10 protein-coding genes are annotated in these 13,182 nt (G+C 38.5%); 4 read left to right on the top strand and 6 right to left on the bottom strand.

The genetic code is table 11. The features are described 5' to 3' along the window. Nucleotides 1-455: 455 nt before the first annotated feature. Nucleotides 456-1,469 (top strand): nucleoid-associated protein, encoded by a 1,014-nt coding sequence (locus LF887_RS18195; RefSeq protein WP_236855667.1) that lies wholly within the window; start codon nucleotides 456-458, stop codon nucleotides 1,467-1,469. Between the two features lie 139 nt (nucleotides 1,470-1,608). On the opposite strand, the gene LF887_RS18190 is transcribed toward LF887_RS18195, so the two are convergent. The 6 genes from LF887_RS18190 to LF887_RS18165 all read right to left on the bottom strand — a co-directional run bounded on the left by LF887_RS18190 (nucleotide 1,609) and on the right by LF887_RS18165 (nucleotide 8,898). Beyond that, entirely contained in the window at nucleotides 1,609-2,358 is a 750-nt protein-coding gene (locus LF887_RS18190; RefSeq protein ID WP_236855666.1) for a succinate dehydrogenase/fumarate reductase iron-sulfur subunit, read from the bottom strand. 13 nt (nucleotides 2,359-2,371) lie between these two features. After that, the gene (locus tag LF887_RS18185) at nucleotides 2,372-4,288 is read right to left on the bottom strand and encodes a fumarate reductase/succinate dehydrogenase flavoprotein subunit (protein WP_236855665.1); all 1,917 of its coding nucleotides are present in this window, start codon (nucleotides 4,286-4,288) and stop codon (nucleotides 2,372-2,374) included. 11 nt (nucleotides 4,289-4,299) lie between these two features. Next, nucleotides 4,300-4,956, bottom strand: a complete 657-nt coding sequence (locus LF887_RS18180; protein WP_236855664.1) for a succinate dehydrogenase cytochrome b subunit — start codon at nucleotides 4,954-4,956, stop codon at nucleotides 4,300-4,302. A 16-nt stretch (nucleotides 4,957-4,972) separates the two neighbouring features. Continuing rightward, a complete protein-coding gene (locus LF887_RS18175; protein WP_236855663.1) occupies nucleotides 4,973-6,403 on the bottom strand; it encodes an anion permease in 1,431 nt (476 codons plus the stop codon). Between the two features lie 20 nt (nucleotides 6,404-6,423). Further along, nucleotides 6,424-7,590 carry a porin gene (locus tag LF887_RS18170; RefSeq protein WP_236855662.1) on the bottom strand — a complete coding sequence of 389 codons (1,167 nt, stop codon included), beginning with the start codon at nucleotides 7,588-7,590 and terminating at the stop codon, nucleotides 6,424-6,426. 258 nt (nucleotides 7,591-7,848) lie between these two features. Beyond that, a complete protein-coding gene (locus LF887_RS18165; protein ID WP_236855661.1) occupies nucleotides 7,849-8,898 on the bottom strand; it encodes a linear amide C-N hydrolase in 1,050 nt (349 codons plus the stop codon). Nucleotides 8,899-9,278: 380 nt separating this feature from the next. Between LF887_RS18165 and LF887_RS18160 the strand changes: the two genes are divergently transcribed. The 3 genes from LF887_RS18160 to LF887_RS18150 all read left to right on the top strand — a co-directional run bounded on the left by LF887_RS18160 (nucleotide 9,279) and on the right by LF887_RS18150 (nucleotide 13,095). Next, on the top strand, nucleotides 9,279-11,477 hold the full coding sequence (locus LF887_RS18160) for an ATP-binding protein (protein ID WP_236855660.1): 2,199 nt from the start codon (nucleotides 9,279-9,281) through the stop codon (nucleotides 11,475-11,477). Between the two features lie 21 nt (nucleotides 11,478-11,498). Then, on the top strand, nucleotides 11,499-12,050 hold the full coding sequence (locus LF887_RS18155; RefSeq protein WP_236855659.1) for a biliverdin-producing heme oxygenase: 552 nt from the start codon (nucleotides 11,499-11,501) through the stop codon (nucleotides 12,048-12,050). A gap of 118 nt (nucleotides 12,051-12,168) precedes the next feature. Continuing rightward, nucleotides 12,169-13,095, top strand: a complete 927-nt coding sequence (locus LF887_RS18150; protein WP_103293761.1) for a malate dehydrogenase — start codon at nucleotides 12,169-12,171, stop codon at nucleotides 13,093-13,095. Nucleotides 13,096-13,182: the final 87 nt, after the last annotated feature.

Below are 13,182 nucleotides of genomic sequence, written 5' to 3'. Positions count from 1 at the left end.
AGGTATTCCGTTGGAAGTGGTTTTTGTATAATGCGTTATTGGTTAGGTGGTTATGTGGGGATCGCTTTGCCATTGAAACATTACAAACATGTCAAAATGATAAGGCGTTTATCAAATTGAAAAGAAGGAACCGTTTTTCTGTGTAGGATTTAAGAGGAATCCCAACCATTAAATTCACAAAAGAATTATAACACTTAAGTTATTTTTAAGTAAAGAGCTTTATGTATTATATAAGAAGTACACATAGGTTTTGAAAATGTTAGATTTCGGCTTTAGTTAACTTTTTTGCAGTACTATTTTAATTTTCTAAAGTGAACTAAAGTGTTTTAAAATAAAGCTTTTGTGTCTTTTGTAGTTTAAAAATTCAGCACAAACCAAAAATAAAATCAATACTATTCTTAAGTTTCGCAGAAAGGATAAGAATGAATATCTTTGCAGTTCAAATATTCAGAAAAATGTTTTCAAAAATAATAGTACACAGAGTCGGAAATAAGATCAACGGAGAATCTTTAACGCTTTCCCAGGAAGAATTGAAGCTGGAAGAAGGAATGGCAGAAATGCTTGAAAATTACTTTTTAGGTTCTTTTAAATCAGAAGAAACTTTCCATTTTTACAGTGATACTTATCTGGTGAACAACCCTGTTTACAGTGCTGTATCTGAAATTTTTGAGGATCAGTCCAAATTTATCTGGGAGTCTGAAAATATCGCTAAGCACCTTTTCGAAGCTGCAGAAAATCCCAGAGTGCAGGGAGGGGAATTATTTATTGTATTTTTTGAAGAAGAAAGTGAGCGCCCGGACAGAGTACATAAGATAGGGATCTTTAAAACTGAAAAAAGAGAATCTTTCCTTAAAATCAATCCTTCAGAAGAAACATTTGATATCGAAAAAGATCAGGGAATTGGTTTATCTAAAATTGATAAAGCTGCATTGATCTACAACAATAATAAAGAAACCGGATATGTACTTTCTGTGGTTGACAACAACAAAAACGGGGATATGTACTACTGGTTTGAAGATTTCCTGAAAGTAAAACAGCGTGATGATGAGTATTTTCACACTCAGGAAGCTTTAATGGTCTATAAAGATTATATCACCAAACAGCTTCCACAGGAATTTGAAGTTTCCAAAGCAGACCAGGCAGATTTCCTGAATAAATCCATCAACTTCTTCAAAGAAAAAGAAGAATTTAAGTTAGACGAATTTGCTACCGAAGTTTTGGGAGATGAACATGTGATTGAGAGTTTCGTGAACTTTAAAACAGACTATGAACAGGATATGCAGGTGAATATCGCTGAAGAATTCCCAATCAGTGAAGCAGCAGTGAAAAAGACTCAGAGACATTTCAAAAGTATTATCAAACTGGATAAAAATTTCCATATCTATATTCATGGTGACCGTCAGAAGCTGGAAATGGGAGAGGACGATAAAGGAAAATATTACAGACTTTATTTTGAAAAAGAGGTATAATAAAGATGTCCATTTTGGCATTTTAAAAATAAAAAGGGCGGGTTTACCAATTGGTAAACCCGCTCTTTTATTATAGTCTGTATTTAAATTCATTTTTCAGCTTCCTTTGCTTTTTTGCAAATCTGCCATATTGCTTCTATTACTTCTTTCGGAAGAAAAGAGATCTGTTGTACTCAAAATTCATCCTGGCAATATTCAGTACAGAAATTCCCTGAGGACATTCTACCTGGCAGGCTTCTGTATTCGAACAGTGCCCGAATAATTCAGAATCCATTTGAGTAACCATGTCCAGGACACGTTTATTTCTTTCTTCTTTCCCCTGAGGCAATGATGCCATATGAGTGATCTTTGCGGAGGTAAATAAAGCGGCACTTCCGTTTTTGCAGGTAGCAACACAAGCTCCACATCCGATGCACGCAGCAGAATCAAAAGCTTCCTCTGCAGTTTGATGAGTAACCGGAATTGCTGTAGCATCAGGAGCCTGACCGGTATTCACTGACACGAAACCTCCTGAAGAGATAATTCTGTCAAAAGCAGAACGGTCTACTTTTAAATCTTTTTTCACAGGAAAAGCTTCTGCCCGGAATGGCTCAATAAGAATTGTTTCTCCATCTTGGAAGGATCTGAGGTGAAGCTGACAGGTTGTTGTATTTTTTAAAGGGCCATGGGCAATACCATTAATCATCATTCCACACTGCCCGCAGATACCTTCACGGCAATCGTGATCGAATTCCACAGGCTCATCACCTTCAATGATCAGCTTTTCATTTAAAGTATCCAGCATTTCAAGGAAAGACATATGGGAATTTAATCCTTTCAGGTCATAACTGACCAGTTTTCCATCACTTTCTCTGTCCTTCTGTCTCCATATCTTAAGATGTAAATCCATAATTTTCTGTTTTTTATTTGTAACTTCTTACCGTTGGCTGAATCTCTTCAAAGATTAAAGGTTCCCTGATCAGCTCAGGTTCTCCGTTTTCACCTTTCCAGGCCCACGCAGAGATAAATTGATACTCTGCATCATTTCTCATCGCTTCTCCGTCGGGCGTCTGATACTCTTCCCGGAAATGAGCACCGCAGGATTCATTGCGGGTTAGTGCATCATAGCACATCAGTTCCCCGATTTCGAAATAATCGGCAACACGGCCTGCTTTTTCCAGCTCGCTGTTCATTTTATCTCCCTGTCCGGAAACCCTTACGTCTTTGTAGAATTCCTGTTTCAGTTTTCTGATTTCCTGGATGGCATATTTTAATCCTTCTTCATTTCTGGCCAGACCACAATAGTCATATAGTAATTTTCCCAAAGTTTTGTGGAAATAGTCAACTGTTTTTGTTCCTTTGATATTGATAAAATCCCGGATCTGGTTTTTAACTGCATTTTCAGCCCGCTCAAATTCAGGAGTATCCGGTGAAATTTTTCCAGTGTGAATTTCATCAGCCAGATAGTTGGCAATGGTATAAGGAGCAATAAAATATCCATCTACAGAAGCCTGCAAAAGTGAGTTGGCTCCCAATCTGTTGGCTCCATGATCGGCAAAATTAGCTTCACCTAGTGCAAACAGCCCCGGGACAGTGGTCATCAGCTCATAATCTACCCAAAGTCCACCCATTGAAAAGTGGGCTGATGGTGAGATCATCATTGGCTCTTTATAGGCATCATATCCTGTGATTTTAAGATACATATCGAATAAGTTCCCGTATTTCTCTTTGATCTTATCTTTTCCCTGTTCTTTGATGGCTTTTGAAAAATCCAGATAGACTGCATTTTTCAAAGGTCCGATTCCAAAGCCTGCATCAATTCTTTCTTTTGCTGCACGGGAGGAGATGTCTCTTGGAGCAAGGTTTCCGAAAGCCGGATATCTTCTTTCCAGATAATAATCTCTTTCATTTTCAGGAATATCATTGGGAGGTCTGTTTTCACTTTCTTTTAACGGAACCCATATTCTTCCGTCGTTACGTAATGATTCGGACATCAGGGTCAGCTTAGACTGATAATCTCCGGACTGTGGAAGAGAAGTAGGGTGCACCTGAATCCAGCTTGGGGAAGCCATTAAAGCTCCTTTTTTATGGGCTCTCCAGATTGCAGAACCGTTACAGCCCATAGCGAGTGTAGAAAGGTAATAGATTTTTCCGTATCCTCCTGTTGCCAGTATTACGGCATGGGCGGCATGTCTTTCAATTTCTCCTGTGTCTAAATTTCTTACGATAATTCCTCTGGCTTTTCCGTCAACGGTAACCAGATCAAGCATTTCATGTCTTGAAAAAAGCTGTACAGAACCTTTTCCAACCTGTCTCATGAGAGCCTGATAAGCTCCCAGAAGCAGCTGCTGTCCGGTTTGTCCTCTTGCGTAGAAAGTACGGCTCACCTGAACCCCTCCAAATGACCGGTTGTTGAGATAACCTCCATATTCACGTCCGAAGGGAACGCCCTGTGCAACGGCCTGATCGATGAGGTTTAAAGAACATTCCGCCATACGGTAAACATTGGCTTCACGGGCTCTGAAATCCCCGCCTTTCAAAGTGTCAACAAACATTCTGTAAACGCTGTCACCATCATTTTTATAATTTTTAGCAGCGTTTACACCACCCTGTGCTGCCACGGAGTGAGCTCTTCTAGGGCTGTCCTGAAAACAGAAGGATTTTACGTTATATCCCATTTCTCCTAAAGAAGCCGCGACAGAACTTCCTGCCAGTCCTGTTCCTACAACAATAACGTCCAGTTTCTTGCGGTTGGCAGGGTTTACCAGTCTGGCCTTCTTTTTATAGTTAGCCCATTTATGTTCTAATGGACCTTGTGGTATTTTTGAATCTAAAATCATGATCGTTCTGTTTAATGATAAGTAAAAAATACATACACCGGCATCAATGCAAAACCTACACAGATAATGATTGAATAGGCAATTCCGATAGTTTTAAACCACTTTACGAACTTCGGATGATACAGTCCCAGTGTTCTTACGGCACTGTGTATCCCGTGTATCAGGTGATAGCATAGGGCGATCATCGAAATGATGTAAATGATCACGTACCACCATTCTTTGAAAACATTTACTACCAGAATGTACAGGTCTTTATTTCCGTTCTCATCCAAAGGCGGATTTCCGAATTTGTAGATATACCAGAAATTCTGAAAATGGATGACAAGGAAGATTAAAATTAATGTTCCGAGGATTCCCATGTTTCTGGAAGCCCAGTTGCTGGCTCTTCCGCGTCCGTCAGATTGATAGCTGCCACCTGATTTTTTATTTTTTAAAGTGATGATCAGCCCGTCTGCAGCATGTAAAATAATACTGGCATACAAAACATAAGAAACTATTTTGATAATAATATTTCCCGATAAAAAATGCGAATAGGCATTGAACTGCAGATGAGCCTGCTCCTGTGGGAGAAAAAGTTGAAGATTTCCAAGGAAATGAATCAACAGGAAGAAGCCCAAAAAGAGTCCTGTAAGGCACATCAGCATTTTTCTTGACAATGTTGATAACATATGTTTGATTTAATGATTAATAATATCCTAAGACTTTCATCCACAATCCTCCTACAACCATATAAATGATCAAGAGTACGACTCCTATTTCAAGACCTCTGACCCACCAGGATTTCAGATCTACATAGCCACTTCCGAAGAATACCGGAGCCGGACCGTGTCCGTAATGGGTAAGCACTCCATACACTGATCCCATGAAACCTAGCATCATGGCCAACAGCATAGGTGGAATTCCCAAAGAAACACCTACTCCCAGCAACGCAGCATACATCGCTGCTACATGGGCTGTGGCACTTGCAAAAATATAGTGACTGAAGAAGTAAACCACAATGATCACAGGGAATGCGACCTGCCAGCTTAATCCACCGATTTTTACCTTGATAAGATCACTGAACCAGCCAATGAAGCCTAATTCATTCAATGAACTTGCCATCATCACCAGAACGGCAAACCAAACGATCGTATCCCAGGCTCCTTTTTCACCTTTTACATCCTCCCAGGTTAATACTGATGTGAGTAATAATAATGTCAACCCAATGAAAGCCGTTGTAGTAGCATCAATAGAAAGTGCACCACCAAAAATCCAAAGACCTAAAAGAATAAAAAATGCCAGTAACATTAACCATTCGTTTCTTGAAATTGGCCCCATTTCTTTTAATTTCTGAGCCGCCATTTTAGGAGCATCACCTGTTTTTTTCAATTCAGGCGGATATAATTTGTAAAGTACCAGTGGAACAACAAAGAATGCTACTGCACCCGGTAAAAAACCTGCTGCTGCCCATGACATCCAGGTAATATCAATCCCGAGGTTGGCAGCAAATTTCTGACACATGGGGTTACTTGCTGTCCCTGTCAGAAACATAGAAGATGCGATAAGATTCATATAATAACTGTTCAATGTTAAAAATGAACCTAATTTTCTATGGGTTTCCGGTTTTTCAGGAACGGAATCAAAACTTATGGCCATAGATTTCATGATAGGGTAGATAATCCCTCCTCCTCTTGCGGTATTACTTGGAATGGCCGGAGCAAGACAAACGTCTGCAAGTCCCAGTCCATAGGCAAGCCCTAATGAACTTTTACCGAAAACTCTGATGAATAAAAAAGCGATACGGTTTCCAAGGCCTGTTTTGATAAATCCGCGGGCAATAAAGAATGAAATCCCGATCAGCCAGATTACTTTATCTCCAAATCCGGAAAGTGCTTTTGTAATTGATTTTCCGGCATCTCCGGGAGCCACTACCTGCGTCAGTGCAGTGAAGGCTATAGCCATCATACACATGGTTCCCATGGGAGCGGCTTTAAGAATGATTCCTAAAATGGTTGCTGCAAAAATGGCAAAAAGATGCCATGCATCCTGAGTAACACCGTCCGGTACAGGTATAAACCATATAATCAACGCAACAGCAAATGTGATGGCTACGTTTTTAATATTAATTTCTTTCATGATAGTAACTATTTATTAGGTTAGAATCTACTCTGTACCTGAACGATGAATAGATTGTTGTTATATTGTGAGGTGTTTTCAACCTGATGTTTGTAGCGGTCAAACTGTACACCCAGCTGAATTCTTGCTCCGTAGTTTTTCAGGAATTCCAATCCGAACATTGGGGTAATAGTCTGTCTTGGGTTGGAAGCCATTCTGAAGTTGGTATCAAGATATTCGTACCGGCAGGATAGTTCGAAGGCGCTGAGGTTTTTGTGGTTGATCTCATATCTTAAATTCGGAAGAAAATAAGCACCGCGAACCAGGTATTGGTCAGGATTTTCAGGCCTTAATTCAGGAGCGATAGAGTTGTAAAGAACGTGATTGGTTGCCTGTTTGGCTTCCAGCTGCATATCAAGGCTCCATTTCGGATCAAATTTTACGAGAGAGCTCAGATCTACCCCTACCGCATATACTTTTTTACTGAATACCTCTCCGATACCTCCATTAAGACCTACATTGAAGCTGTATTTCTGAGATAATCCAAAAACAAGACGGGTAGAATACTGCTTTCCATTATCATTATCATTTACCTGGTTTTTCCCGTTTCCATTCACTACAGAGACTGCATACTGAAAAGGTATTTCTCCCAGCTGAAGCTGTCCGGTGGCAGACATCCCGATCTGGAAACTCGTCCAGCCCAGTTTTCCGAATTCAGTATACTGGTTGGACCAGTCTAAAGACTTGATGATATCAATAGGATAGGTCTCTTCAATACCGAACCATGGTCTGAACTGTCCTACAGTAATGGCTAATTTGGGGTTGAAGGTGTACTTCAGATAAGCGTTTTCGAGAACTCTGCTTTTAGGATCATTTTTAAAATCGGCAAGGTTGGCCAGCACCACAACTTCTGTACGTTTACTGATCTGTGCCCGCAATTGTACCCTCATGTATTTGAGCATGAAATTATTATCAGTTCCGGAGCCGTCGGTGTGGTGAAGCCCGTTTACATCTACATCTTTACTCATCCCAACCAGATAGCGGGCCTGGAAAAGGCCTTTGATCTGAAGTTGTGGATATTTTACATTGTCTTCTTCCTGTTGAGGAGGCTGGGCTTTCAGAGAATCCTGAATCTGTGCAGTGGCTGATAACCCGCAGGCCAGCATACAGAGGATCAGGCTTTTCCTTTTGATTGAAAAAAAGTCCATATCTTTTTGTTTATTTTTTTAATGTTTTGAAGTCTGTTTTGCTGCATAAGTTTTTGTAAAATACTTATGAAGCTGTATTAAAAACTACCTCCTTCAGATCTTTGATCTAGCCACCTCTCCGGAAGAGGAGACATGTAATTCAAGTGATCCGGATGAACGTCTGGTTTTCAAAAACTACAGAATACTTTTGATAAGTTTAATGGGATGCTGAAATACGATATGTAGTTTATTATTTTATAAGTTTTGTAGTATATATGTTTAGTTTAATCCTAAGAAAGTGAACGGTGCAGATTCTTTAAAATTTGCGTTGGATTTACCGTTGTAAGTATGGTTATTGCTTAGATCCAGTTTCATTACTTTACCTTTCGGACTTAGGTCAAAATCATTAAGATCTACCCAGAAAGTATTGGGAGTAAAAACAGTTTCAAAATAATAGACCCTATTTTTCTGATCTGAAACCGAACGCCATCTTGTAGATGATATATTGGGCTCTGTAGCTGAGGTAATCCCGTAAGGTACAGAACAGTTTCTGATGACACCAAAAACACTGGCAACGGCTGTACGGATATCTGCGGTCTGCGGAATAGCATTGATATAGTAAGAAGCTCTTACAAAACGGTCTGCTGCACGGTTGGTTCCGGGGAGCATTACTGTACCAGGTATTCCTTTCCAGTAATTGTTAAGGGCAAGCTGTTCTTGAAAAATCGGAGAGTTGGTCATTACGGTGTAAGACGGATCATGATGAATGACCAGTTTTCCGTTGATGTATTCGAATACGGCATTATCACCTGAAGCATCTGAAATAGAAAGGTGAATGGTGGTAAATCTTTCTGTTCCCGGAATATAATCACTTACAATAACGAATGGTTCTTTGCTTGAAAATTCTACGGCTTCTTTTACGGTAGCAAAATTGTCAAGATAATACTGCGCCCACAATGAAATAGCAAGTCCCTTTTTACTTCCTTTTCCATCGAATTTCGGATACTGGGATTCTCCTAACCAGAGAAGGTTGGCAACCAGTCCTTTTTCATTCATTCCGTCTGCAGAGGCAATATCCCATGAAGAACTGATGATGCTTCCGTACTTAGAGGTCCATTTTACAGATTTTGGACCGGTTTGTCCGTTGCGGTCAATTCCTTTGGGAAAGACCCAGAGGTTGGCCGGGATTTCATCACGCCAGTCCATGGAGCGGGCTGTAAGAACAGTATTTTGGGGACCTTTGTAAACAACCCTTGTACAGGCTTCTGATGGATTCCATAATCCTATAGAGAGGACCAGAGAAAATAAAATTAATGGGAACTTTTTCATAATACTATTGTTTGGATTTAAATTTTTTATTGTAATTATTATGAATAATTCAATAGATTCATGTTAGATTCATTATTTGGTGATATAAATTTAGAAAAATTTGTTTGAATAACATAATTATTAAGGTTAATAATGCGTAATTTATGTTATGAATCATGGTTAAAAGGAAAAAAATTGATAGCTGTAGAAATTTTTGTATATTTTATAAATGCCATACTAAAAAGAGTTAAAAATGAAGAATATTTTAATACTTTTTTTTCTCTTTCCGATGTATAGAAACTTCCTTTGCAGTGCCGAAGGTCACACTTTAAATTTAAGCGTTACAAAATAGAAAATTATTTAAAAAAACGCTATATTTGATTGATAGACTGAAGAGATATATGAATTTTATAGAATGCCATGAAGAACCTATCCATATTCCGGGTTCTATACAAAGTTTTGGTTATTTGATTGGCATTGATGCGGAATCCCGTGCCATTACTTTTTTAAGCAGGAATATTTCGGATATATTTAATATCGGGAACTTGTATGAGCTTTTCGACAGGAAAATTACTGACTTTCCCGAAAGTTTTCAGGGCATTATTGATTCAGAGATCTATTCTTCACTGGATAAGTTTACCAGACGTAGAAATGAAACTTATTTTGACAAAATTTTTATCAGTGGTAAAGAATATCATTTCTCTGTTTTTAAGGGAGGAAATTCTATTTTTCTGGAATTTGAAGAGGTTCTTCTTAATCCTGACAAACGGATTTCTAATAAGTACGATAATTTTTACATCATTGATAATGAAAAGGAACTTTGGAATCATCTCTTGGAAACCCTTGCGAAAGTAGTGAACTACGACCGTATGATGGTCTATAAATTCATGATGGATGGCTCCGGAAAAGTGATTGCTGAAAAGAAACATGAAGAGATGGAAAGCTTTCTTGGCCTTCATTACCCCGAATCTGACATTCCGAAGCAGGCAAGAGATCTTTATCTTAAAAAGAGAAAAAGAATCTTCAGTAACGTATATGCTGATACCGTTCCGATTTTAAGTAAAGTCAACGAAAATATAGATCTTACTTTTTCAGCTTCAAGAGCAATGTCTCCTGTTCACGGGCAGTATCTTAAAAATTCGGGAGTGGCTTCCAGCTTTAGTGTGTCTATTATTATTGATGACCATCTTTGGGGACTGGTAACCTGCCAGAATATAGAGCCGAAGCATATTGATCTTGAAGATAGGGTACAGGCTGGGATTTTTACCACTTTGGCAGCGAACGCGTATTCGTCATTTAAATCCAAAAGTGAACTGAATTACCGTTTAGAGCTGAATGATAAAGTCTCACAGTTAAAGGCGGAGTTTTTAAAGCATAATCATTTGTTTGATTCTCTCAGAGAGAGTAAAACAGAGATCAAAAACTTACCGGAAGCCGATGGTCTGGCTATCATTTCTGATGATAGTATAACGATCACTGGAAATACACCAGGGCTTGAGAGTATTGCAAAGATCGTACAATGGGCACTAGAGAATACCAAAGACCGTATATATGTAAGCCGAAGCTTCCTTAAAAATCATAGAGAAGAGCTTGATCTGTCTGAAAATGCTGCCGGAATCATTATTTATTTTGTTGAAAGGGATAAAAATGAAATGCTGATCTGGTTCCGTAAAGAGTTTGATGAGCATATTAACTGGGCCGGAAATCCGGAAAAGAAGGTAGGAGTATTCTCACAAAACGGGGAAGAAAGAAAGATGATATCACCCAGAACCTCTTTCCGAATTTTCACAGAAAATATTAAAGGGTATTCTAAGAGATGGAATTCCCGGAATATTTCAGCAGTGCAGGCTGTAAGAGATTTAATTTTAGAAACTTCCCATAAAAACTATAATGCCATCAAAAGCCTTAATGATGAGCTTAAAAAAGTAAATGAAGAGCTTGACAGTTTTTCTTATACAATATCTCATGATCTTGGAACACCTCTTACAGTGATGAAACTTAATGCACAGATGCTGTTGGGAAATCTTGCAGGCGATTCTGAAAAAAGTAAAAATAAGATCAACACTATTATTGAAGAGATCGATAATATGGCTGAAATGATGCATGATGTACTGCAGCTCAGCAGAGCCAAGCACAGTGAAGTACAGCTTGAAAGCCTGAAAACGGTTCAAACGATTAAGAAAATCTCTGATAATGCAAAAATGACCTATGGAAGTCCTGCAAGTGAAGTTATTATTAAAGAATGTCCGGATGTTTTGGCGGATAAGACTATGCTTCATCAGGTGTTTTTAAATATCATCAACAATGCTGTAAAATATTCATCTCATAAAGAATTTCCAAAAGTAGAAATTGAAGGAACTGAAGAGGGACAGTCTATTATTTACCGGATTTCTGACAATGGAATTGGTATTCCTGAGGAAGAGAGAGATAAGATGTTTAAGATCTTCAACAGAATGGATAATGCAAAGAAATTCAAAGGAAATGGAGTAGGTCTGTCTATTGTGCACCGTATCATGACGAGAATAGGGGGGAGTGTAGATTATGAGAGCAATAAAGAGGGAACTTCTTTCATTTTAACGTTCAAAAAACCTTACATTTGAGAAACTTTTAAAATGTTATTTATGGTATCAGAATATCTTAAACAAAATACGGCAGACTATCACGATGCAGCAGAAAAACTTTTTAATTCTGAAAAGATTTTTAACAAAACATTTACTTTAGAAGACTATAAAAAGATCATCCATACCAATTATCTGATGCTTCTTCACAGTGAAGATAAAATATTCGGCAGCCTTTCTGATAAATATGCGGAGAAACTTCAGCTTGATGAAAGAAAGAAACTTTCTCTGATTGAAAAAGATCTGAAAAGTCTTTCGCTGGAAAATCAGCCCGCTTCTCATGACCTTCAGTTTGACAATGAGCATGAGGCTTTGGGAGCCCTGTATGTGATTGAAGGGTCTACACTGGGAGGGAATGTAATTGCCAAGCAGCTTTCCAAAACGGAAGGTTTTGATGAGGTGACTTTCAACTTTTTTGGCTGTTATCAGGAAAATACAGGCCCTATGTGGAAAAACTTTAAAGAGGTTCTGGATACTGAAGTGGCTGAAGAAAACTACAATGAAGTGCTTTCCGGAGCAAAAAAACTATATACGTTTTTACTGAACGTCAACTAATTTATTTTAATTCTAATTAAATTCCTGAAAAATTGCGCATTTTTTCAGGAATTGTTAAATTTGGGGAGTTTCAAATTTAAACTTAACTAACAAAAAATAATTTAAAAAAAGTAACAATATGAAAGTAACTGTAGTAGGTGCAGGCGCTGTAGGAGCAAGCTGTGCAGAATACATCGCAATGAAGAACTTCTGTTCAGAAGTAGTTTTGGTAGACATTAAAGAAGGATTTGCTGAAGGTAAAGCAATGGATTTGATGCAGACAGCGTCTCTTAACGGATTTGATACAAAAATTACCGGAACAACAGGAGATTACAGTAAAACGGCAGGTTCTCATGTAGCAGTAATTACTTCAGGGATCCCAAGAAAACCTGGAATGACAAGAGAAGAACTGATCGGAATCAATGCTGGTATTGTAAAAGAAGTTACTGAAAACCTGGTAAAACATTCTCCGGAAGTAATCATCATTGTAGTGTCTAATCCAATGGATACTATGGCTTATCTTGTTCATAAAACTTCGGGTCTTCCTAAGCACAAGATCATCGGAATGGGTGGTGCATTAGACTCTGCAAGATTCAAATACAGATTGGCTGAGGCATTAGAATCTCCAATATCTGATGTTGACGGAATGGTAATTGCCGCTCACAGTGACACGGGAATGCTTCCATTATTGAGCAAAGCGACAAGAAATGGTGTTCCTGTAACTGAGTTCTTAGATGAAGAGCAGCAAAAATATGTCATTGAAGAGACTAAAGTAGGAGGGGCTACTCTTACTAAGTTATTAGGAACTTCTGCCTGGTATGCACCAGGTGCAGCTGTTTCTGTAATGGTTCAGGCTATTGCATGTGACCAGAAGAAAATGATCCCTTGTTCTTTAATGCTTGAAGGTGAGTACGGTCAAAACGATATCTGTCTTGGTGTTCCTGCTATCATCGGAGCAAACGGGGTAGAAAAAATCGTAAACGTAACGCTTACAGCTGAAGAGCAGTTGAAATTTGCTGAAGCTGCTAACGCAGTAAGAGAAGTGAACGGAGATCTTAAGTTCTAATTACCAATCGGCTTACGCTGAGGTTAAATATAAAAACAGACTGTTTCATTAGAAACAGTCTGTTTTATTTTTTTATTGTAGAATGAA

The sequence above is a fragment of the Chryseobacterium sp. MEBOG06 genome, from assembly GCF_021869765.1.
GTDB lineage: Bacteria > Bacteroidota > Bacteroidia > Flavobacteriales > Weeksellaceae > Chryseobacterium.
This window is presented reverse-complemented; position numbering and strand designations above follow the sequence as displayed.